The sequence below is a fragment of the Longispora fulva genome (assembly GCF_015751905.1).
In the GTDB taxonomy this organism is placed as follows: Bacteria; Actinomycetota; Actinomycetes; order Mycobacteriales; family Micromonosporaceae; genus Longispora; species Longispora fulva.
The window spans coordinates 5,759,566-5,780,747 of the sequence record NZ_JADOUF010000001.1; the positions used below are offsets into that span (position 1 = coordinate 5,759,566).

Sequence of the window (21,182 nt, forward strand, 5' to 3'; positions counted from 1 at the left end):
CGTGCCGGTGCTAGCTTTTTACCCCCTTTTGGGGTACTCGTCTCTGAGATTGCCCCGGCGTGCCTCGCACAGAGCCGCTATCGTTCGTCGTACGGTGTCCAGACAGGCGCCCCGACGGGACGGAGGATCGCGATGCGGCCGGTACGCTTCGTCGCCCTCTCCGAGGACGGCCAGGCGCTGGTGCTCGCCGACGAGGTCGGCCGACTGCTGGCGCTCCCCATCGACGACCAGATGACGTCGGCGCTGCGGCACGACCGCACCGCGCTGCGCACGCATCCCGCGAGCCCCGCCATGGGCGCGCAGACAGCACTGTCCCCGCGCGACATCCAGGCCCGGATCCGCTGTGGCGAGTCCGCCGAGGACGTGGCCCGGGTGGCCAACGTGCCGGTCGACCGCGTCCTGAGGTACGCGGGCCCGGTGCTCCAGGAGCGGGCCATGCTCGCCCAGCACGCGCGGCGTACCCGGCTGCGCACCTCCGACCGGGGCGCGTCCCTGGCCGAGGTCGTCGACGCCCGGCTCGGCAAGCACGGCGTGGACGCCGAGAAGGTCTCCTGGGACGCCTACCGCCGCGACGACGGCACCTGGCGCGTCGTCGCCACGTGGCCGAGCGGCAAGGCGACGGCGCAGGCGGTCTGGGAGCTGGACAAGGCCCGCCAGGTCGTCATCCCGTCCGACGACATGTCGCACTACCTGTGCACGGAGCGCCCCGCCCCGCTGCTCGGCCAGGACCCGGCCCCCGAGCCGGCCCGGCACGGACACGACCCGGCGGGCCCGCCGCCGCGCGCGCTGCGGCCGGCCGACCAGCTGGCCCAGGGCGGCGACCCGATCCGGGCCGGCCGCGACGCGCTGCTCGCCTCGCTGGAGCGTCCGCTGGACCGGCCGGGCCGCAGCCTGGAGCCGGCCGCGCGGCAGCAGTCGCCGACCGCGCCGGGCAAGCTGTCGGTGTCCGCGTTCGCCGAGGACGACATGGACGCGCCGAAGGAGGTGCCGGCCGTGCCGTCGCTCGCCGTGCTCCGGCCCCGCCGGCAGTCGGCGACTCCGTCGGTGGCCGACCCGGGCTCCGCGGACAAACCTCGCAAGAAGCTGCCCAGCTGGGACGATGTTCTTTTCGGCAGCGCTCCCACCGCCAACGGCGGAACGTCCTGAGCAGTGTCCCCACAGCCGTTCAACCAGTGCGGATCATCACAGGTCGTTAGCCAAACTAATGAGTTAGGCTAACGATCGTGATGGTTCGGCCAACGGACAACCAGGCCCGACTCGCCGCGACCCTGCGACAGTCGATCATGCGTCTCAACCGCAGCCTGCGTCGGGCCCGCCCGATCAGCGAGCTCACCCCGAGTCAGCTCTCCGCCCTGACCAGCCTCGACCTGGCCGGCGCACTGACCCCTCGCGAGCTCGCCGACACCGAGCGGGTCCAACCGCCGACGATGACGAAGGTCATCGCCAAGTTGGAAGAACTGGGCCTCGTGCAGCGCACCCCGCACCCGACCGACGGGCGGCAGGTCATCCTGGCGACCACGGAGACGGCGCGGAGCCTGCTCGGCGACAACCAGCGAGCCCGCGACGCGTGGCTCGCCGAGCGCCTCGCCGAGCTGACCGCCGACGAACGCGAGGCCCTGAGCAAGGCCGCTGAGCTGCTGGAGCGCATAGCCCGGAGCTGAAGGTCGAGCCATCCCACGTAAGCACCATCTACGTAGGAGGCGCACCACTTCGTGTTCCGGTCATTCAGGATACGCAACTACAGACTCTTCATTCTCGGACAGTTCATCTCCCTCACCGGCGGCTGGATGCAGATCGTCGCCCAGGACTGGTTGGTGCTCCAGCTCTCCGACAACTCGGGCACCGCGCTCGGGATCGTCACCGCGCTGCAGTTCCTGCCGATCCTGGTCTTCACGTTGTACGCCGGCAAGCTCGCCGACCGCCTCGACAAGCGCAAACTCCTGATCGCGGTCAACGCCGTGTGGGCAGTACTCGCCGCGTCCCTGGGCATCCTCGTGATCAGCGGCGGGGTGCAGCTGTGGCACGTGTTCGTCTTCGCCGCCGTCTTCGGCGCGGTCAACGCCGTCGAGGTACCGGTCCGGCAGTCGTTCGCCAGCGAACTCGTGGGCACCGACCTGCTCCCCAACGCGCTGTCGCTGAGCGCCGCCACCTTCAACACCGCCCGGATCGTCGGCCCCGCGCTGGCCGGCCTGTGCATCGCCTGGCTCGGCACCGGCCCGGTGTTCGTGCTCAACGCGCTCACCTACGCCGGCCCCATGGTCGGACTGCTGATGATGAAGTCGACGGACCTGTACCGGGCCCGGCTGGCCAAGAAGCCCGGCAACGTCCGCGACGGGCTCGCCTATGTCCGGCGCCGGCCCGACCTGATGCTGCCGATGGCGTTGATGGGCGTGATCGCGATGCTCGGGTACAACTTCCAGCTCACCCTGGCCATCATGTCCAAGACCGTGTTCCACAACGGGGCGGCGTCGTTCGGGTTGCTCACCTCCGTGCTCGCCCTCGGCGCGCTGTGCGGAGCGCTGGCCGGCACCGGGCGCGACGGCCGACCGTCGGTCTACGTGATCCTCGGCGGGGCGCTGGCCTTCGGGGTGCTGGAGACCATCCTCGGCTTCGCCCCGACCTACCTGACCATGATCGCGCTGCTCTTCCCGACCGGTTTCGCCATGGTGTACTTCGCGCAGGCCTGCAACCAGCGGGTACAGATGGGGGTGCCAGCGGAGTACCGGGGCAGGGTGATGTCCCTCTACATGCTGGTCTTCGCCGGTACGACGCCGATCGGCGCGCCGGTCATCGGCTGGCTCGCCGAGAACGTCAGCGCCCGGTCCAGCATCTGGGTCGGCGGCATCGCGTCGATCGTGACCGCGCTGGTGGCCCTTGTCGTGCGGATCAGGGTGCGGGGCGTGCAGGTCACGTTCCGGGCGAGGCCGTGGCCCACGCTGCGGTTCGCCGAACCCGATGTCGACGAGCTGAGCATGTCCGTGTTGCCGGGACGCGCGCTGATGGGTCGGTTCGCCCGCTAGCACCGGGACGGCGGTCCGACAGGTCGACCGGGGCGGCGGCGCGGCCGGCGTGCCTGGTTAGGCGGTTGGCCGGAAGTTGTCGTACCCGGGTGGCAGGGTGCGGGTATGGAGTTCGTTGACTTTCGCGCCCGGCTCGCCGACGACACGGCCCGGCTGGCCGCCGTCGCCACCGATCTCGACGCCCGGGTGCCGTCGTGTCCCGACTGGACGGTCGAGGACCTGGTCCGGCACGTGGCCCAGGTCTACCTGCACAAGGTGCAGTGCATGCGCCTCGGCCACCACCCGGAGGACTGGCCGCACGACCACTCCGCCGAGCCGGCGCTGGCACTGCTGACCCGGGCACACGCGGAGCTGGAGGCCGAGTTCGCGGCCCGCGCGCCGGAGTCGACGACCTACACGTGGTATGGCCCGGACCAGACCGTCGGGTTCTGGGTCCGCCGGATGGCCCAGGAGGCCGCCGTGCACCGGGTCGACGCGGAGCTGGCCGCCGGGCAGGTGACCCTGGTCGCTGCGGATCTCGCCGCCGACGGGGTGGACGAGGTGCTGCGGATCTTCCTGGCGTGGACCTCGATCCAGTGGCCGGAGGACTACACGCTGACCGATGCGCCGGTCGTCGAGGTGCGCACGGGCGGGCGGTCCTGGTTCGTCCGGCCGACGGTCGCCGGGGTGTTCGTGGAAGCCGAGGGGGAGGCCGCCACGACGATCAGCGGAGAGCCGTCGGACGTGCTGCTGTGGCTGTGGCGGCGGGTCGGGGACGACGCTGTGACGATCACCGGGGATCCGGCGGGCGCGAAGACCCTGCACGACCTCCTGGAGGCCGGCACCCAGTGACCACTCGACCGCACCAGACCAACGGGCCGGCCAGCAGACCGCTGGCCCGGGGCGGGGGCCGGCAGGGCGCTGGCCTGGGGCGCTGTCGGGAGGGTGGCAGGCAATCGGCTGGCGTCGAAGCCGCCGGCGGCCTAGCCTGGGGACGTGGCCGCCCTTCACTTCGTGACAGTCGGCGTCGCCCTGACAACACTGGCAGCGACGCCGATCGTGATCGCCTGGCTGGTCGTCCGCGCTGACGACCTCGCCGGGTATGCGGGCGACGTCATGGACCGGCTTCCCGGCCAGGACCCCACCCCCCGGCATCCGCCGATCGAGGAGACCGCCGCCGAGTTGCGCCGGATCGCCGAGGCCCTCCGCGCGCCGGTCTCCGTGGCGGCGGAGATCGCCGAGCTGGAGCAGTCCGAGCGCGAGTCCGTGGAGCTGGAGCGGCTGGCTCGCCAGCTGGAGCTCGACTCCGAGGACGTGGAGATCGCCGCCCCCTCGGAGGACACCCTGCACCGGGCCGCGCTGTGGCGGGCCGAGCTGCGCCGGGAGGCCCTGTGGATCTCCTACGACGAGCAGCTGCGCGAGGCGTGCCGGGCGTTGGGCGTGCCGCAGCAGCTGGACTCGGTGGTGGGGGTGGAGCTGGAGTTGGAGCGGCTGCGTGTGACGGACGAGCTCGCCCAGGCGGGCCTGACCCTCCTCGTCTGACCGACACGACCCGCCCACAGCACCCGCCAGCACCAGCACCGATCCAAGGCCTCACGCTGACGGCAACCGGCGGCATCACTAGCCACCCACCCCGAGCAACGCCGCCCACCCGGCCGGACAGGCGAGCAACGCCCACCCTGCTGGGCGGCACTCCGCCGTCCAGCCGCCGCGCCGAGCCGGACCGGTCCGTGGCGGGTAGTACCTACATTCCGGTCAGGGACTCGATCGGCCCGCGCAGGAAGTACACGACGAAGAGGGCCGCCACGCACCACAGGATCGGGTGCACCTCTCGCGCCTTGCCCCGGACCAGTTTGAGCAGCGCGTAGGACACGACGCCCGCCCCGATGCCGTTGGAGATCGAGTAGGTGAACGGCATCAGGACGATCGTCAGGAACGCCGGGATGGCGATCTCGTAGTCGGTCCAGTCGATGGACCGTACCCCGGTCATCATGAGGAATCCGACGACGACCAGCGCCGTGGTGGCCGCCTCGAACGGCACGATCGTGACCAGGGGCGCGAAGAACATCGCGAGTAGGAACAGCGCCCCGGTGACGAGGTTGGCCAGGCCGGTCCGGGCGCCCTCGGCCACGCCGGCCGCCGACTCGATGTAGGAGGTGTTGGAGGAGACGCTGGCCGCGCCGCCGGCCGCCGCGGCGATCGAGTCGACGAGCAGGATCTGCTGGGAGCGGGGCGGGTTGCCGTCCGCGTCCAGCAGCGATCCCTCGGCGCCGACCGCGACCATGGTGCCCATCGTGTCGAAGAAGTCGGTGAGCAGCAGGGTGAAGACGAACATGGCGCTGACGACGAGGCCGGCGCGTTCCCAGGAGCCGAACAGGTCGAATCTGCCGAGCAGGCTCAGGTCGGGGCTGTCCACGAGGGTGGTGGGCAGCGTGGGCACGTTGAGCTGCCAGCCGCGCGGGTTGGCCACGACGCTGCCGGCATGGGCGAAGCGTTCCACGACGATGGCGAGGGCCGTGGTGCCGAGGATGCCGATCAGGAACGCGCCGCGTACCTTGCGGACGACGAGGATGAGCAGGGCGAGCAGGCCGACGACGAAGACCAGGGTGGGCCAGCCGAGGAGTTTGCCGGAGATGCCCATGCCGATCGGGGGCGTGCCGACGCCGGTGGAGCGGACGAAGCCGGCGTCGACGAAGCCGATCAGGGCCAGGAAGAGGCCGATGCCGACGCCGATGGCGTTCTTGAGCGCGACGGGTACGGCGCGGAACATGAGCGCGCGCAGGCCGGTGAGGACGAGTACCCCGATGATCAGGCCCTCGATGACGACGAGTCCCATCGCGTCGGCCCAGGTCATGTGGGGTGCGATCTCGTAGGCGACCATGGCGTTGACGCCGAGGCCTGCGGCGAGGGCGAGCGGGAAGCGCGCGACGACGCCCATCAGGATGGTCATCAGACCGGCGACGAGCGCGGTGGCGGCTGCGAGGGCGGCGACCTTGAGGTGCGCTCCGGAGCCGTCGACGGCCTTGCCGAGGATGAGCGGGTTGAGGACGACGATGTAGGCCATCGTGAAGAACGTGGCGAAGCCGCCGCGGACCTCACGGGCCATCGTGGAGCCTCGGGCGCTGATCTCGAAGTACCGGTCAAGGGTGTTCATGCTGACAAAACCTCCTGGGCGGGTCGGATCATCCTGCCATCAGGTCTTGCCTGGAATCAGCTCAGCTGCCACGTTGTCGGGATGAAGAAGCTACTCATGATCATGAGTGCTGTTCTGGCCCTGGGGATCAGCGCGACGCCAGCGTTCGCTGCTCCCCCCGGCGAGTTCGGTACAGACTGGGACGATCCCTCCACCGCAGCCCCGGCGATCGAGCGGCCGGCCGGCCCCTCGTGCACGGTGCGCATCGTGACCCACCAGTTCGTGAACTTCGACCCGTACACGGCGACCTACCAGCCTCCGGCCGGGTGTGCCGGCGACTGGGGCAAGGTCGTGCTCGACATGCACGGCGCGGTGAAGGGCCGGCAGTTCGACCGGCTCGGGGCGCTGTCGATGGGCGGCGTGACCCTCTTCAAGACGTCCACGCCGGAGCCGTCGGCCGAGGGCATCGAGTGGAAGGTCGAGAAGGACGTCACCGCCTACTCGGCGCTGTTCCGCCATGAGCAGCCGGTGTGGATGCTGATCGGCAACGTCGTCAACGACACCTACACCGGGATCCTGGACATCACGGTGGACCTGACGTTCTACGGCGGGAAGGCCAAGGATCCGGCGCACACCGTGCAGCCGCTGGCGGACCTGCGCCGGGAGGGTACCGACCAGGTCGGGACCGTCACGCTGCCGAAGACGACGGAACGCCTGGTCGCCGAGGTGTACGCGACGGGCTCCGGCGGCGGCTGCGAGGAGTTCTGGTACTCGGTCGCCCCGGCCGACTCGTCGTACTCGTGCGCCGGCGCCCAGGGCCCGTACCGCGAGGTCCAGGTCCTGGTCGACGACAAGCTGGCCGGCATCGCGGCACCGTACCCGCACATCTACACCGGCGGCTGGGGCAACCCGTTCCTCTGGTACGCGGTCCCGGCGCCCCGCGCGTTCAACGTCCGTCCGCTGTCCTATGACCTGGGCCCGTTCCTGGGCAGGCTGACCGACGGCCAGCCGCACAAGCTGGCGGTCCGGGTCGTGGGCGTGCCGGAGGGCCAGTCGGGCTGGGACGTGCCGACGAACGTGCTCTCCTGGCAGGGCTCCGCCCCGGTCACGGGCACGCTGGACGCCGCGAACGACTACCCGGCGAAGAACAACGTCACCTCGGTGGACAAGAAGGTCACGGTGTCCGCCGGCCACCACTTCTCCGCGACGGGCACGCTGCGCACGAGCCGCGGCGTGGTCAGCACCAGCGTCGATCAGACGGTGACGAACGGCAGCACGCACACCTGGACCGACGGCGAGAACCACGACGAGCTGGTCGCGACGTGGTCCGACCAGTCGATCGTCACCCGGGTCGGCGGCCCCAACCCGTCGGTGGTCAGGGACAGCAAGCGGTTCTCGATCAACGGGTACACCGACGTGAACGAGGCGAACCGCCTGGTCACGAAGATGAGCCTTCTCGACGCGGCCACGGTCATGACCGTCGGCCCCGGCGGGGTGTCCTGGCTGCGGATGGACGACTCGTTCAGCGGCGAGGCCGGCTACACCTTCGGGGTGCCGCGCCCGGAACGGCACGCGACCTGCGTCTCGCAGGAGACCTACAAGCTCAACAACCAGGTCACAACCCTTAAAACAGTCAACGGGTACCGGGTCTGAGCCCACGCTGGTCCGGCCCCGACCCGTGGGCCGGACCAGTACCCTGAAGGCGTGTCGACCCGTGCAGAGCCCAAGCCGTTACAGATCCGGACCGTGCCGTTCGCCGTGGCCGGGATCGTGTTGTGGGCCCTCGGCGGGATCGGGGTGCTGGTGTTCGACGGGCCGGCGCACTGGGTGCGCATCTGCGTGGCCGGGGTCGTCATCGGTATCCCGGGGCTGCTCACGATGATCCGGCACGACCGGGGCGAGCGCCGGGCGGCCGGTCCTCGCGGCTAGCACTTCGGGGCGGGGGTCATCGCGGCGATCTTCGCGACCGGGACCGAGACGACCCGCCCGTCGGAGGCCCGCCGGACCCGGATCGACGTCGGGTTGACCGAGGCCAGCATCGCCCCGCACACGTCCGACTCGTCCGTCCTGGTGACCCTGATCTGGGTGCCGCCCTCCTCCACCGGCGGGACGAACCACAACAGCCCCACGCCGACGACCATGGCGAGCAGCGCGCCCGCCGTGGCCAGCACGGCCCGCTGGAACCCGGCGACGATCCGCCCCGGCTCCTCGCCCCGCGCCTGGTACCAGGCGAGCAGGGCCTGTGGGCTCCGCGCGGCCCTCGGCCAGCCGTACGCCGCCCGGTAGGCGCCGAAAAGCGCCCCGGCCGCGAGCAGCACCGCCAGGCCCGCCAGGACGCCCACCGTGATCCGCGCCCACACCGGCAGCGCCGTCAGGGTGTCCTTGCCGATCAGCGCGCCCGCCAGCCCGAACAGCCCCAGCGCCGCCGTCAGACCGGGGATCCACAGAGCCGCGACCTTGCGGATCTCGGCCACCGGCCCGCCCTCGGCCACCAGTTCCGCGACGGCCGCCGCCCGGTCGGCCTCCTCCTGCTCCATACCGGAAACCCTACGCCCGGCGCACTGACCACTATTCGACAATGTCGAACTCGCGACGGCCCACTGGCGCAACCTGTCCCATCCTGTAGGCACAACTGCCGGCGACGGGCCGGCCGCCCCTGGGGAGTACAGATGCACGTGGCTCTACGCGTCACCGCCGTACTGGCACTGGCCGCCACGCTGACCACCGGCTGCGGGCCGGGCGGCAAGGGTTCGGCCGACTCCGGTTCCGGCGGCGGCGCAGACAAGGGCAAGGTCGCGGACGCCACCAAGCCGCAGACCAAGGAGATCGGCAAGACGATCTGGGCCGACGGGCTCAAATGGGAGCTCAAGTCGGCGCAGTACACGCCGAAGGCCGACAACGGGTACGACCTGAAGGTCGACGCCGTGGTCACCAACGAGTTCAAGGCCACCCGGATCGACGGCTGGCCCGACGTGACCATCACGATCAACGGCGCGGACGCGAACCTGACGACCGGCAGCACCGCGCCGCCGGCGCCCGGCGAGAGCACCCCGGTGCCGCTCGCGCACACCGGTTACGCCACGGCGGACAAGCCGTTCACCTTCGAGGGCGCGAAGATCGTGTTCGGCGCGGCGGGGCAGCAGCAGGCCGTCGTACCGCTGACCAGCGGGACCCTCGTCGCCAACAAGCCGGTGGACGTGGCGATGACCGCGCCGCTGACCGCCGGCCGGATGACCATGACCCCGAAGTCGGCGCAGGTCCGCTCCGACACGTCCATCGGGTCGAACAACGTCCGCGACCTGAAGAAGGGCGCCCGCAGCGTGACCTTCGTCTTCGACCTCACGGGCACGCCCTCGGCGTACGGCTTCAACGTCGACGGCGCCTGCTTCCGGCTCGTGATGCCGAACGGACAGACCCTCGGCCCGGAGACCGCCCCGATCCTGGCGATCTACCCGGACAAGCCGCTGTACCAGAACCAGGTCGTCACGTTCGTCGTCGAGGACGGCGCGGACGGCGACTACACGCTGAAGCTCGTCGACGACGCCGGCGAGGGCAAGCCCTCGGCCGGCGCGAAGCTGACCCTAAAGCTCACTCAGTAACGGGGCGTCGAGCAGGTCGGCGACCGGCAGCCCGCCGAGAACGGGACGCCGGTCGCCGAGCCGGTCGAGCAGCCAGGGCTGGTCGACCACGACGACGTCTGCGGCCGGTACGACCACGTCGGGCGCGACCCGGACCATGACCGGCGGTTCGAGGCCGAAGTCCGCGGCGGCGATCCGGCCGTAGATGTCGGCGAGGAGTTCCGGGGTCGCCGTGCGGTCGGGGTCGCCGAGCCGGTCGAGCAGGTCCCCGCACGCCTCGCGGTCGTTGAGGATCGCCGCCACGTCCGGCCACGCGCCGAGCAGGGCCGCCGCCGGGGTGGCGAGTTCGTAGAGCCCGACGAGGGCCGGGGAGGTCGTGGTCTCCCGGGGGCGGAGTCCGTTGAGGACGGGCTGCTGGCCGAGCCACCATTTCGAGTACGACGGCACGGTCATGCTGCTGCCGTCCTCCAGGACCACCCGGGTCGGCTGTACGAGAGCCTCGCGGTGCTCGAGGAGCAGCGGCAGCGCGCCGGCCCAGTCGTCGACCCACTCCAGGTCGCGCAGGGCCACGAGCTGTTCGATCAGGGCGTCCTGGCCCCACAGCGCCGCCCAGTCCGCCGCGCCGTCGAGGTGCAGCTCCTCCAGGTCGGCGACGAGCACCTCGGTCATGTCGACCACGGCGAACGTCTCGAGGACCCCGACGGCGACCAGGGCGGCGTCGGAGACGGACCCGTCCGCGAGGCGCTCCGGGTCGCAGATCCCGAACGGCGAGTCCGGGGCGACGACCGCCGCGAGCCGACCACCGGGCAGCAGCAGCTCACCGGCCGGATACCACTCGCCGTCGTCGGCAGGCAGGGCCAGCTCGGCCAGCCAGGGCTCCTCGCCCGGCAGCAGTTCCGCTGCGGCCACCAGGGCGAGGACGGCATCGGCGATCGGGGCCGGGTCCTCGCTGTCGTAGGAGGTGGCCACGGTGCCGCGGACGAAATCGTCGGTCAGGATCGACCTCGGGGTCGCCGGCCGCGCGCCCAGCCGCTCCAGCAGCGGGTCGACGGCGTCGGGGTGCACCACCCGCAGGCCCAGCGCGGACAGGTCCGGCAGTTCCGTGTCGGGTAGCAGCAGGCCCTTCGCGCCGGTCACCGTGCGGCCGTCGGTCAGCGGCACGGGCAGCGCGCCCAGCTCGCCGAGGTCGGCGTCTGACAGGCCACTGTAGAGCGTGCGCCACCAGGCGGCCTCGCGGCCCAGACCGGAGACGAGGTCGACGATCTCGGCCGTCGCCAGCCGGCGGACGCCGAGGCGGCTGAGCCCCTTGATCCGGTACCAGCCGACGGGCAGCACCCCGTCCACCGCCTCGGCCAGGGGCGCGACGATCGCGTCCGGCACCGTGACGGCGTCGCGGGGCGTGTGCCCGCCGGGCAGCCACGGCCGCTCGGTGAGGGTGGCGATCAACCGGTCGCGCAGAGCCGCGTCGAAAGCGCCGGCCGGGAACCCGGCCTCCAGCACGGCGGACAGCTCGCTGGCCGGGCCGGTCTCGTCGCCGACCAACAGGTCCGCGATGGCGTCGGCGGCCTGGCCGATCAGGAAGTCGGTCAGCGGACCGGCCTGGATGTGCTGCCGGGTGGTGTCCAGCGGGAACGTGCCGATCAGACGGACCGGCAGGCTGATCCGCTCGGAGCTGGGCGTGGGGGCGTGCACGACCTGGTCGGGGCCGGCCCCGTTCGCCGCGGCGATCACCCACCAGTGGGTCCGGACGTGCTCCTCGGCCGGTCGGTCGGCGAGCAGCGCCGGGTCGAGGGTGCCGTCGCGCCGGGCGATCCGCCAGCGCCCGCACACCTCGGCCTTCTCGATCACCCGGCCGGGCAGGTCGACACTGGCCAGGTCGAGGGCGAGCAGGAGCGCCGGGTCGAAGTCGTCGAGGACGGCCTTGATCGCCGCCGGCTCGCGGAGGGGGAGGCGGACCTCCGTCGTCCAGCCCTCGGCGGGCGGACCTGACGGGTCCCAAGGTAGACGGAGGACGGGTACACCGCCCCGTCGCTCCGCTTCCGCACGTATATGCGGAATATCGGAAATTATAGCGGCGGTCTCCGCCGCGGAGAAGCGCACCCCACCTGTGGTGGAGAGGATTTCCGGCTCGTCGGTGACCGCGAGGACGGCGGAGAAGCCGACCCCGAACCGGCCGGTGGAACCGTCCTCGCGCTTGCTGGACGCCCGCAGCGAGGTGAGCGCGTCCAGTCCGGCCCGGGTGAGCGGCTCGCCGTCGTTGGCCACGCTGAGCGTGTCGCCGTCGAGTCTGATCCGGACGGTGGTGGCCCCGGCGTCGGCGGCGTTGGTGAGGAGTTCGACGAGGAGCCGGTCGGCGTACCCGCCGTGCAGGAGGTCCTCCTCGGCGTTGGCGTCCTCGCGGAACCGGGTCGGGGAGTCCCGCCAGGCGGCCAGGATCGCCGCACGGCGGCGGGCCAACTCCTCGTGGCCCGCCGGGTGCTCAGAGCTCGTCAAGGGCAGAGTCGTCATAGGCGGGGCCGGTCGGCTCGGGCTCGACCGGGGTCTCGACGAACAGCTCCGAGAACGCGCCACAGCCGTGGTCGCCGGTGACGACCTTGCCGTCGTCGGCCGCGTACTCGTTCGAGCAGACGCCGAAGTCCTGGCGCAGCAGGCCGGCGAGCGGCAGGAAGAACCCGCAGCCGGCGCACTGGGCGTTGTCCGGGGCCGCCTTGGCGATCGGGGCGTTGGGGCCGTGCTCGCCCTCGTACCAGCGCTGGGCGGCGTCCAGGCGGCCCGTGCGGCTCAGCACCCGGGGCCGGCCGAGGCCGATCTCCCAGGACACCTCCTCGACGGCGGGGTCGTCCGACAGCACGTACGCCGGGGCGAGCCGGTCGTCGTCCGGGGCCGTGGGCAGCAGGTCACCGACGCCGACGTCGCCGGCCTGGATCCGCTCGTTCCACGGCACCCACTCGGGGGTGGTCAGGGCGTCCGGGCCGGGCAGCAGCGTCGTCTCGCACACGGTGACGTGCTTGCTGCGCGAGATCCGGGTGACGGTGACGGACCAGTGCCAGCCCCGATAGCCGGCCAGCAGGCACTCGTAGAAGTGGGTGACGAGGCGCTCGCCCTCGGCCACGGCCTCGGTGTGCTTGCCGACGCTGTCGGCCGCCTCGGGAATCGATACCAACAGGGCGTCACGGGCAAGGTCCGTGGCATCCGCGCAGACCTGATCAATTCGGGCCGTACGGGTGCGGGAACGAATTACTGCGCTGGTCACCCGCCTATTCTCGCATCATGCGAACGCTCATCGTCACTGCCGTCGAGGCCGAGGCCGCCGCCGTCCGGGCCGCGTCCCCCGAGCTGGAGGTGTACCCGGTCGGGGTCGGGATCGCGGCAGCCGCGGCGGGGACCGCGACATTGCTGGCCAGGGGCACGTACGACCGGGTGATCAGCGCCGGGATCGCCGGTGGGTTCGTCGGGCGGGCGGAGATCGGGGACGTCGTGATCGGTACCCGAACGGTCTCCCCCGAGCTCGGCGCGCACTCCCCCGACGGGTTCCTGCCGATCGAGACGCTCGGATTCGGCTCGTCGTGGTTCGCGGCGGAGGCACTCGGGGTGGCCGGCACGTTCGGGGAGATCCTGTGCGTGCAGAGCGTCACCGGGACGGCCGGCGGGGCCGGGGAGCTGGCCGCGCGGTACCCGGACGCCGTGGCCGAGGCCATGGAGGGCTTCGGGGTCGCGACAGCCGCCCACCTCGCGGGGGTACGGTTCGGAGAGCTGAGAACGATCTCCAACCTGATCGGCCCGCGCGACACCTCGGCCTGGCGCTTCGGGGCCGCCCTCGCCGCGCTGACCACGGCCTGCAAGGAGCTGACGTGAAGGTCGCCTACTCCCCCTGCCCCAACGACACGTTCGTCTTCCACGCCCTGGCCCACGGCCTGGTCCCGGGGGCGCCGGCCCTCGACGTGACCTTCGCTGACGTGGACGTGACGAACACCTCGGCGGCGACCGGCGAGTACGACCTGGTGAAGGTCTCCTACGCGGCCCTGCCCTGGCTGCTGGACTCCTACGAGCTGCTGCCCTGCGGCGGCGCGCTCGGCCGGGGCTGCGGGCCGCTGGTGGTCACCCGGCCGGGGGTCACCCCGCGCACCGTGGCGGTGCCGGGCGACCGGACGACGGCGTATCTGCTGTTCCGGTTGTGGGCCCAGACGGAGTACCAGATAACGGTGGTGCCCTTCCACGAGATCATGCCCGGGGTGGCCGCGGGGCGCTGGGACGCCGGCCTCGTCATCCACGAGGCCCGGTTCACCTACCAGGAGCACGGCCTCGTCGCGCTGGCCGACCTCGGCGAGTGGTGGGAGGGCGAGACCGGGCTGCCGATCCCGCTCGGCGCGATCCTGGCCCACAAGGACCGGGTGGACCCCGCCCGGGCAGCAGAGTGGGTGCGCGCCTCGGTCCGGCACGCGTGGGCGTATCCGGCGGCGAGCCAGGACTACGTGATGGCGCACGCCCAGGAACTGTCCCCGGACGTGGCGGCCCAGCACATCGACCTGTACGTGAACGAGTTCACCGAGGACCTGGGCGACGAGGGGTACGCGGCGATCGAGGCCCTACTGGGCAGGGCCTCGGCCGCTGGTCTGATCCCCGCGGTGGCGGTGCGCTAGTTGCCCGAGCCGCCGGGGCTGCCGATCGCCAGCTCGTTGGCGACGGCGTGCACGACCTCGGCGAACTTGGCCGCGGCCTTCTTGTCCGGGTAGCGCCCGCGCTGGAGGTCCGGCTGCACCTTGGACTCCAGCACCTTGATCATGTCCTCGATGAGGCTGTGCAGCTCCTCCGGCGAACGGCGGCGCAGCTCGGTCAGCGAGACCGGCGCGTCGAGGATCTTCACCTGGAGCGCCTGGTCGCCCCGGCGGCTCTCCACGATGCCGAACTCGACCTTCTGGCCGGGGGTCAGCGCGGCGACACCGGACGGCAGGGCTGCCTTGTGCACGAAGACGTCGCCGCCCTCGTCCCGGGTGAGGAACCCGAATCCCTTGCCCTCGTCGTACCACTTCACGCGACCGGTGGGCACAGCGGGACCTCACATTTCATTTACGGATAACAGGGCCCTTAAGGCTATCCAGGGTCGCCAGGTCCAGCCAAGTGAGATCCTGGAGCACCAGGTCAGCGCCCGCCTCGCGCAACTCGTCCGCCGTGCAGTGCCCCGTCGTGACCCCGATCGCCGGCACTCCGGCGCTGCGGGCGGCGGCCATGTCGGCGGTGTGGTCGCCGACGTACGCGACCGGGCGGTGCTCGCGGAGCGCGTCCGCCTTGCCTTCGCCCCAGGCGAGCCCGACGACGTGTTCGACGTCGAGCGCGAAGTACTCCAGGTGCAGGCGGGCCTGCGGGGCGTTCTTGGCCGTGATCACCACCGGGGTGGTGGCGGCGAGCGCCTCGCGGGCCCCGGGGAGCAGGTCGACGGCGGGGATCGCGTACTCCGGGTACAGCGCCCGGTACGCGGCCACCATCTCCTCGACCCGGTCCTCGGGCACCCACTGGGCGATCTCCCACTGCAGGGGCGGGCCGAGCCGGCCGACGACGAGGTCGACGTCGATGTCCAGCCCGTACCGGGCGTTGAGCTGGTGGTAGACCGCCCCGATCCCGCGCCGGCTGTCGATCAGGGTCATGTCCAGGTCGAATCCGACAAGGGGACGTGGCACGGACACTCCTTGACAGCGACGGCGTTCGATGCAACTCTTAGGAAAGTTTCCTAAGAAGTCAGCTCTCCTCCTCCGAGGCGATGGCCGGTCCGGACGATCTCCGGGCCGGCCATCGTCGCGCGTGGGAGGAGTTAGTGGTGGGTCGGAGCCGTGCCCTCGTGCGGGTGGGTGTAGGACAGGCCGTCCACCGGTAGCGGGAACTCGACGTCCTCACCGAACGGCGACGGCGCCCCGGCCCGGTCGAACAGGAGCTCGTTGAGGGGCAGGTGCCCGTCCTTGACGATCGCGGCCTTGCGGCCGGACTGCGCGTGCGCCGGCTCGTGGGCGTTACCCATGCTGACTCCTTAGATCACCCTGTCCGGTCAGTCTGTCACAACCGCCCGGCGGCCTTGCGGAGCCCGGGTATCGTGGACAATCGCGAATCCGACGAAGATTCTCAGAAGTCTCCGGCAACCCGTGGGGCACCCTTCCGCGTCATATTGGTGCAGGCCCACAACCCCCGGGAGGAAAAACACATGGGTGTACGCATGAGAGCGGTGGCCATCATGGCCGGCGCCCTCACCGCCGTGGTGCTCGGCGCCGCGTCGGCCTACGCGTTGAGTCCGACGCCGGTCACACCCCGGTTCCAGGACGTCGCGGTGAAGGCGGCCGAGGGCCCCGTGACCCCGCCGAGCCCGACGGCCAGCCCATCGGCCGGCCCGTCGACCAGCCCGTCACCCGTCCCGTCCGAGCCGCCCGTGCGCGGCAACACCGGCAGCTGCGAGCCCGGCGAGAACCAGAAGGAGGTCGAGGACCTCCTGGTGAAGATCGGGGGCTATGGAGCCGTCGACGCCGACGGTTTCCAGTCCGATGGGGACTGCGCGGCGATCAAGGCGTTCCAGACCCGGTTCGACATCCGGCCGCCGTCCGGCCAGCCCGGCCCGTTGACCGCCAACGTCGCCCGCCGGATCGCGGCGTTCGACCCGGCGCTGTGCGGGGCCGGCCCCGGCCTCACGATCTGCGTCGACCTGACCCAGCAGATCACCTGGGCGACCAGGGACGGATCCATCGTGCTCGCCCCGACCGTGGTGCGGACAGGGATGGGCGGCGGGTTCCAGACGCCGGCCGGGCACTTCGAGCTGACCCGGAAGAACAATCCGGAGTGGTCCAAGCCGTACAAGGTGAACCTGTACCACTTCCAGCATGTCGTGGACGGCATGGGCTTCCACGACACCCCGAGCTACATCCACGACGCGTTCGGCTCACACGGGTGCATCAACATGCTCCCCGACGACTCGAAGGCACTGTGGAACATGACCGAGGTGGGCACGCCCGTGCACATCTTCGGCAGGAAGCCGGGGACGTAGGCGAGAGCCCCGGACGGCTCCGCCGTCCGGGGCCCAGTCCTTGGCCGGCCCGGCACAAGGCTATGGTGCCAGCCTCCGCAGACCCAGCTTCGTGGGGAACTATCTGGCGAGCAGCCGGACGTCGAGAATGTCGGCGCCATTGCGGCTGACGAACAGGTTGAACCGCGCGAAGGCGACCGTCTGCGGTTTGTTCTCCTGAACGCCGGACGCGTTCTTGTCCAGCCAGGCCGGTACGTCGGTCTGCTCCGTGCCGTTCAGTGCAGGCGCCAGGCAGGTCTCGATGTCGGTGAGCACCGCCCGGTCGACGACCATCGCCGGCCGGAGGATGCGACAAGCAAGGCCTGAGAGCGGGCCGGTCGTATCGCCCCTGGGGTGCGACGTGACCATCGAGATCTCACGGTCGGTGCCCGGCTTGACGAACTTCACGTAGTACGAGACGGTGCCGTCATCCGTGAAGCTCACGCCGAAGACCGAGGCGAGCTTGCTGGTGACCTCAGCAGTCGAGGTACCCGGAATCGTGGCCCCTGCCGCCGGGACGCCCGGCGGCGGTGAGACTCCGGGTTCCGGGCTGATCGCTGGTCGGTTCACCGTCGGTTGCACGTCCCCCGACGACTGGCCGCCCGACCGTGGGGACACCTGGTGTCCGTCCCGGGGGGCTGTCGCGACGGTCGTCGCGACGCCTCCGACCAGGACGATGGCCAGCGCGCCCAGGATCCACGGACCACGTCGCCTCTTCGCGGTGGTCGTTGTGGCGTCGAACTTGTCCATCTGTGCTCCCCCGTGGAGCGACGGTCCGGACGGACCGTGCCGGCCGAACATAACATTGACAATCGTACTCGGCAACCCATACGGTTCGGCCCTGGTGCATTTACATCTCACGGGGAGATTGCATGCGTAAGTACATCTCTATGCTCTGTGGACTGTCACTGACAGTCGCAGCCGCGGTCACGGGTATGACCCAACCAGCCTCCGCAACGCCGCCCACCTGTTCGGGCGCCACGTGTGAGGGCAAGCTCGCCGCCAACTACGGATGCGGCGCGGACGCGTACGGCATCGCCGGGTACGGGGTCGCCGACTCGAACTTTCCAGACCCGGAGAACACCCCGCCCAAGATCCACGGCGAACTCATGTACTCACCACTCTGCGACGCGGTCTGGGGCGAGTACGTCACGATCAATCCGAACGACAACCACCAGATCGTGATGTTCGTGTCCGACCAGTACGGCGGGCCGTACCGGACCGTGCAGGAGCAGGTGAACGGGCTCGGCGGCTGGCAGACCACGATGGTCCGCTGGACCACCAACTCCATCAAGTACTGCGCGATCCACGACGGAGTCGACCCGGACGTGAACCATGACGCGCGGTATGGCGGCCTCAACGTCTGCAGTCGCTGGCGCTGACCCTTCCGTAGCACGCACCCTTCGTACACCTTTTGAATCACGGGGATTCATCATGCGAAAAAACAGTAGAAGACTGCGATATCTGACGGCTGGACTAGCCCTGTTCACCGGGCTGACCGTGGCCGCGCCGGGCGCGGAGGCCGCCCCGCCGACCACCCAGCCAGCGCCCGCAGGGCAGGCCGCCCGCCCCCAACCCGACTCCGACCTCGCCCCGGGCTGGAAGAAGTCGTCCGACGTCCTGGTCACCGGCGTCGGCGACACCACCGGATTCCACCTCTACTCCGCCTCCGAGAAGGACGCCTTCGCCTGGAAGACCCTGGCGACGCTCACCGCCTCGGCGCTGGACCTCGGCAGCTGGACCGGCCAGGTGTGCGTCACCGGCTCCGGCCGTTACGCCGTGGCGGTCTACGCCCCGGCCACCGCTGCGAACAGTCCCCGGCTGATGGCTTCGGGGGCGCTGGCCGCCGTGGTCGACACCCGGACGGGCAAGGCAACCCGGCTCACCGAGGGCGTCCAGCTCGCCTACTTCAACCCGGCGTGCGGGCCCGACGACCGGGTGCTGCTGACGCGGGCGGTCGGGGACGACGGCCAGAAGACCGACCTGCTCACCGTGGACGCGGCGGCCGGCCGCGTCACCGGAACCCGGCGGATCGATGCCCAGTTCACCACGCCGGCGCCCGCGCCGGACGGCGACTACGGGATGGCGAACGGCAAGCTCGTCCGGGTCGGCCCGGCCGGTGAGCTGACCGCCGTGGCCCAACCCCAGGGTCGGCCGTTCGCGGTGCGCGCCACCGCGCACCAGGGCGTCGACATCGCCTCCGTCGACGGCGACCGGGCGGTGGTCCAGCGGTTCGTCGGCGGCGCACTGCGACGGGTCGGCTCGGGCCCGTGGAACAAGCTTCAACTGTTCGGTCTGACCGGCGGCGGCAACGCCGTGGTCGGCGACACCACAGCGGTCAACGACGGCGTGGCCGAGCTGGCGAAGTTGTCGAGCGACCGGCAGGTCCAGGCGGTCTCCGGCCACGGGCACCTCCTCGCGGAGATCCTGCTGACCGGGCAGGCCGCCCGTGCCGGCACCTCCCCGCTGGCTCACGCGGATCCCCGGGACGCCGGCACGTTGACCGTGACCACGCGATCCACCCACAGCGGGCGGGTCCTGACCGGGGCGGTCACGACGACGAGGGCACCGACCCTCGACGCCATCTCCGCGCCCAAGGCCCCGGCCGCCCTGACGTCCGACCCGACGCCGACCTGCGCCATCGCCCGCAACGACCCTGCGCTACAGGCGTTCCAGGTCAGCCCGGACATGGTCGAGTGGGCGGTGGACCGGGCCGTGCACGGAACCCTCACCACCAACCGGCCCGCCAACTACCTCAAGACGGGCCAGGCGGCCTACTCGCCCCAGGGCATGTTCCCGCCGCACGCGGTCCGAGGCGGCGGCACCGTGCCGGCGCAGGTCATGCTGGGAATCCTGGCCCAGGAGACCAACCTGTCCCAGGCCTCCTGGCACGCGGTACCCGGCGACACCGGTAACCCCCTGGTCGCCGACTACTACGGCAACGGCGGCGACGGGGTGAGCATCAACTACCCCGCCGCGGACTGCGGGTACGGCATCGGGCAGGTGACCACCGGCATGCGGGTCGGCGACACCACCTACACCCGGGCCCAGCAGATCGCCATCGCCACCGACTACGCGGCCAACATCGCCGCCGGCCTGAATATCCTGATCGACAAGTGGAACGAGCTGTACGACGAGCCCGCCGGGCGCAGCTACGTGAACGACGGAAGCGCCGGGTACGTCGAGAACTGGTTCCTGGCCGTCTGGACCTACAACAGCGGCTACCACCCGAACAGCGAGGCACCGGCCAACGCCGGGTACTGGGGCGTCGGTTACCTGAACAACCCGGCCAACCCGGCGTACCCGTCCAACCGGGATCCCTTCCTGCGGAACTCCTACGCCGACGCGGCCACGCCGAGCCACTGGTCGTACCCGGAGCGGATCATGGGCTGGGCCGAGACGCCACAGCTGAAGGGCACCCCGGCCACCAACGCCTACGCCACCCCGGCGTTCGGCAGCGCGACCACCGACATGATTCACACCGCAGGCAAGATCACCGTCCCCACCCGGGCGACCTTCTGCGACGCGGGGAACCACTGCAACTCCACGACCGCCGACCCGTGTCCGAGCTGGAACGGCGCCTGCTGGTGGCGCGGTACGGCGACGTTCGCCAACTGCTCGGCCAACCAGTGCGCGACGGAGCGGCTCAGCTACTCGGCGGGAGCCGCCGAACCGGGCGTGAAGCGGGTCTACGACCGGGACTGTTCGACGTTCAACCCGCTCAAGGACCCCTACCACCAGCCCGGCGGCAACACCGCCGTGGTGTACGACCTGAATGACACGTCGCAGTACGCCCTCGGCTGTCCGAACGTGCCGGCGAGCCAGGGCAAGTTCACGCTGCGCACCGGGTACCCGGGTGGGGCCAACGGGGCCGCGTCCGCCCTCGTCGACGTGCACCAGGCCGGGGCCGGGTACAACGGGCACATGTGGTTCACGCACACCTACCAGCCGGACGACGTGCTCGGGCCGGACCGGTACAACGCGACCCATGAGGTCGTCGGTACGTGGACCCCGTACCTGGGCCTCGGCGAGACCCAGCTGCAGAGGTACGACATCTGGGTGCACATCCCGAGCCACGGCGGGGACAACACCCAGAGCGAGTACGTCGTGTACGCCGATGCCTACGACCGACAGGTGGGTATCGGTCCCGACCCCAAGCACCCCGTCGCGTGCCAGATCAATCAGCACTCCAGCACGCCGGTCACCCAGGGTTTCGACCGGTGGGTCTCGATCGGCAACTACGAACTGGGCCGGGGCGCCCGGGTCGTGCTCAACAACATCGAGCACGACTACGCGGTCCCGAACGGCACTGTGGACGTCGCCTTCGATGCGATGGCGTTCGTCCCCACGGTTCCGAGTCCAGGGCAGCACTGTGGAGATGACTACCCGAATTAGCGCAGCACGCTTCTGACAGGAGGGGATGGGCCCGCCCG

The 21,182-nt window shown here is 70.9% G+C and carries 21 protein-coding genes; 13 read left to right on the top strand and 8 right to left on the bottom strand.

The features are described from left to right. The first annotated feature begins 132 nt into the window (after window positions 1-132). From sepH to IW245_RS25980, 5 genes are all read left to right on the top strand, one after another. Window positions 133-1,146: a septation protein SepH gene (gene sepH / locus IW245_RS25960; RefSeq protein WP_197005776.1), complete on the top strand. Its 1,014-nt coding sequence runs from the start codon at window positions 133-135 to the stop codon at window positions 1,144-1,146. Between the two features lie 80 nt (window positions 1,147-1,226). Further along, entirely contained in the window at window positions 1,227-1,661 is a 435-nt protein-coding gene (locus IW245_RS25965; protein ID WP_197008683.1) for a MarR family winged helix-turn-helix transcriptional regulator, read from the top strand. Between the two features lie 51 nt (window positions 1,662-1,712). After that, window positions 1,713-3,020, top strand: a complete 1,308-nt coding sequence (locus IW245_RS25970; protein WP_197005777.1) for an MFS transporter — start codon at window positions 1,713-1,715, stop codon at window positions 3,018-3,020. A gap of 105 nt (window positions 3,021-3,125) precedes the next feature. Continuing rightward, window positions 3,126-3,851, top strand: coding sequence for a maleylpyruvate isomerase family mycothiol-dependent enzyme (locus IW245_RS25975; RefSeq protein WP_197005778.1), 726 nt, complete (start codon window positions 3,126-3,128; stop codon window positions 3,849-3,851). Window positions 3,852-3,995: 144 nt separating this feature from the next. Continuing rightward, on the top strand, window positions 3,996-4,541 hold the full coding sequence (locus tag IW245_RS25980) for a hypothetical protein (RefSeq protein ID WP_197005779.1): 546 nt from the start codon (window positions 3,996-3,998) through the stop codon (window positions 4,539-4,541). A 202-nt stretch (window positions 4,542-4,743) separates the two neighbouring features. Here IW245_RS25980 and IW245_RS25985 read toward each other — a convergent pair whose 3' ends face one another. Further along, complete coding sequence (locus IW245_RS25985) at window positions 4,744-6,153, bottom strand: NCS2 family permease (protein WP_197005780.1); 1,410 nt, start codon at window positions 6,151-6,153, stop codon at window positions 4,744-4,746. Between the two features lie 81 nt (window positions 6,154-6,234). On the opposite strand from IW245_RS25985, the gene IW245_RS25990 reads away from it, so the two are divergent. Both IW245_RS25990 and IW245_RS25995 read left to right on the top strand, forming a co-directional pair. After that, window positions 6,235-7,785, top strand: a complete 1,551-nt coding sequence (locus IW245_RS25990; protein ID WP_197005781.1) for a peptide-N4-asparagine amidase — start codon at window positions 6,235-6,237, stop codon at window positions 7,783-7,785. Between the two features lie 51 nt (window positions 7,786-7,836). Further along, window positions 7,837-8,061, top strand: a complete 225-nt coding sequence (locus tag IW245_RS25995) for a DUF2530 domain-containing protein (RefSeq protein WP_197005782.1) — start codon at window positions 7,837-7,839, stop codon at window positions 8,059-8,061. On the opposite strand, the gene IW245_RS26000 is transcribed toward IW245_RS25995, so the two are convergent. Beyond that, complete coding sequence (locus tag IW245_RS26000; RefSeq protein ID WP_197005783.1) at window positions 8,058-8,669, bottom strand: hypothetical protein; 612 nt, start codon at window positions 8,667-8,669, stop codon at window positions 8,058-8,060. The two genes, IW245_RS25995 and IW245_RS26000, sit on opposite strands and share 4 nt — an antisense overlap. A 132-nt stretch (window positions 8,670-8,801) precedes the next feature. Here IW245_RS26000 and IW245_RS26005 point away from each other — a divergent pair, with 132 nt between their 5' ends. Beyond that, window positions 8,802-9,731, top strand: coding sequence for a hypothetical protein (locus tag IW245_RS26005; protein WP_197005784.1), 930 nt, complete (start codon window positions 8,802-8,804; stop codon window positions 9,729-9,731). Here the strand turns inward: IW245_RS26005 and IW245_RS26010 are convergent. Next, window positions 9,714-12,203 (bottom strand): sacsin N-terminal ATP-binding-like domain-containing protein, encoded by a 2,490-nt coding sequence (locus tag IW245_RS26010; protein WP_197005785.1) that lies wholly within the window; start codon window positions 12,201-12,203, stop codon window positions 9,714-9,716. The genes IW245_RS26005 and IW245_RS26010 overlap by 18 nt on opposite strands. Then, window positions 12,190-12,963, bottom strand: a complete 774-nt coding sequence (locus tag IW245_RS26015; RefSeq protein WP_197005786.1) for a DUF3027 domain-containing protein — start codon at window positions 12,961-12,963, stop codon at window positions 12,190-12,192. Before IW245_RS26015 ends, IW245_RS26010 begins: the two co-directional genes overlap by 14 nt. Window positions 12,964-12,977: 14 nt before the next feature. On the opposite strand from IW245_RS26015, the gene mqnB reads away from it, so the two are divergent. After that, complete coding sequence (mqnB, locus tag IW245_RS26020) at window positions 12,978-13,565, top strand: futalosine hydrolase (RefSeq protein ID WP_197008684.1); 588 nt, start codon at window positions 12,978-12,980, stop codon at window positions 13,563-13,565. Continuing rightward, entirely contained in the window at window positions 13,562-14,350 is a 789-nt protein-coding gene (locus IW245_RS26025) for a 1,4-dihydroxy-6-naphtoate synthase (protein ID WP_197005787.1), read from the top strand. Before mqnB ends, IW245_RS26025 begins: the two co-directional genes overlap by 4 nt. Here IW245_RS26025 and IW245_RS42360 read toward each other — a convergent pair. The 3 genes from IW245_RS42360 to IW245_RS26040 form a co-directional block, all read right to left on the bottom strand. After that, entirely contained in the window at window positions 14,347-14,757 is a 411-nt protein-coding gene (locus tag IW245_RS42360; protein ID WP_197005788.1) for a cold-shock protein, read from the bottom strand. The genes IW245_RS26025 and IW245_RS42360 overlap by 4 nt on opposite strands. Before the next feature lie 16 nt (window positions 14,758-14,773). Further along, the gene (locus tag IW245_RS26035) at window positions 14,774-15,385 is read right to left on the bottom strand and encodes an HAD family hydrolase (protein WP_233472933.1); all 612 of its coding nucleotides are present in this window, start codon (window positions 15,383-15,385) and stop codon (window positions 14,774-14,776) included. A gap of 131 nt (window positions 15,386-15,516) precedes the next feature. Further along, window positions 15,517-15,720 carry a hypothetical protein gene (locus IW245_RS26040; protein WP_197005789.1) on the bottom strand — a complete coding sequence of 68 codons (204 nt, stop codon included), beginning with the start codon at window positions 15,718-15,720 and terminating at the stop codon, window positions 15,517-15,519. A 192-nt stretch (window positions 15,721-15,912) separates the two neighbouring features. Here IW245_RS26040 and IW245_RS26045 point away from each other — a divergent pair, with 192 nt between their 5' ends. Continuing rightward, entirely contained in the window at window positions 15,913-16,731 is an 819-nt protein-coding gene (locus IW245_RS26045; protein WP_231398939.1) for a L,D-transpeptidase family protein, read from the top strand. Between the two features lie 99 nt (window positions 16,732-16,830). Here the strand turns inward: IW245_RS26045 and IW245_RS26050 are convergent, their stop codons facing one another. Further along, on the bottom strand, window positions 16,831-17,499 hold the full coding sequence (locus IW245_RS26050) for a hypothetical protein (RefSeq protein ID WP_197005791.1): 669 nt from the start codon (window positions 17,497-17,499) through the stop codon (window positions 16,831-16,833). Window positions 17,500-17,684: 185 nt separating this feature from the next. Between IW245_RS26050 and IW245_RS26055 the strand changes: the two genes are divergently transcribed. Both IW245_RS26055 and IW245_RS26060 read left to right on the top strand, forming a co-directional pair. Then, window positions 17,685-18,131 (top strand): hypothetical protein, encoded by a 447-nt coding sequence (locus IW245_RS26055; protein ID WP_197005792.1) that lies wholly within the window; start codon window positions 17,685-17,687, stop codon window positions 18,129-18,131. Between the two features lie 52 nt (window positions 18,132-18,183). Next, window positions 18,184-21,144 (top strand): hypothetical protein, encoded by a 2,961-nt coding sequence (locus IW245_RS26060; protein WP_197005793.1) that lies wholly within the window; start codon window positions 18,184-18,186, stop codon window positions 21,142-21,144. The last annotated feature ends 38 nt before the right edge of the window (window positions 21,145-21,182 follow it).

Excerpts from the sequence above, each read along its gene's own strand:
- IW245_RS25985 (WP_197005780.1), bottom strand. The coding sequence starts at position 6,153 with ATGAACACCCTTGACCGGTACTTCGAGATCAGCGCCCGAGGCTCCACG.
- IW245_RS26040 (WP_197005789.1), bottom strand. The coding sequence starts at position 15,720 with ATGGGTAACGCCCACGAGCCGGCGCACGCGCAGTCCGGCCGCAAGGCC.
- IW245_RS26000 (WP_197005783.1), bottom strand. The coding sequence starts at position 8,669 with ATGGAGCAGGAGGAGGCCGACCGGGCGGCGGCCGTCGCGGAACTGGTG.
- IW245_RS25990 (WP_197005781.1), top strand. The coding sequence starts at position 6,235 with ATGAAGAAGCTACTCATGATCATGAGTGCTGTTCTGGCCCTGGGGATC.
- IW245_RS25965 (WP_197008683.1), top strand. The coding sequence starts at position 1,227 with ATGGTTCGGCCAACGGACAACCAGGCCCGACTCGCCGCGACCCTGCGA.
- IW245_RS26060 (WP_197005793.1), top strand. The coding sequence starts at position 18,184 with ATGCGAAAAAACAGTAGAAGACTGCGATATCTGACGGCTGGACTAGCC.
- IW245_RS26055 (WP_197005792.1), top strand. The coding sequence starts at position 17,685 with ATGACCCAACCAGCCTCCGCAACGCCGCCCACCTGTTCGGGCGCCACG.
- IW245_RS25975 (WP_197005778.1), top strand. The coding sequence starts at position 3,126 with ATGGAGTTCGTTGACTTTCGCGCCCGGCTCGCCGACGACACGGCCCGG.
- IW245_RS26005 (WP_197005784.1), top strand. The coding sequence starts at position 8,802 with ATGCACGTGGCTCTACGCGTCACCGCCGTACTGGCACTGGCCGCCACG.
- IW245_RS26050 (WP_197005791.1), bottom strand. The coding sequence starts at position 17,499 with ATGGACAAGTTCGACGCCACAACGACCACCGCGAAGAGGCGACGTGGT.
- sepH (WP_197005776.1), top strand. The coding sequence starts at position 133 with ATGCGGCCGGTACGCTTCGTCGCCCTCTCCGAGGACGGCCAGGCGCTG.
- IW245_RS26045 (WP_231398939.1), top strand. The coding sequence starts at position 15,913 with ATGAGAGCGGTGGCCATCATGGCCGGCGCCCTCACCGCCGTGGTGCTC.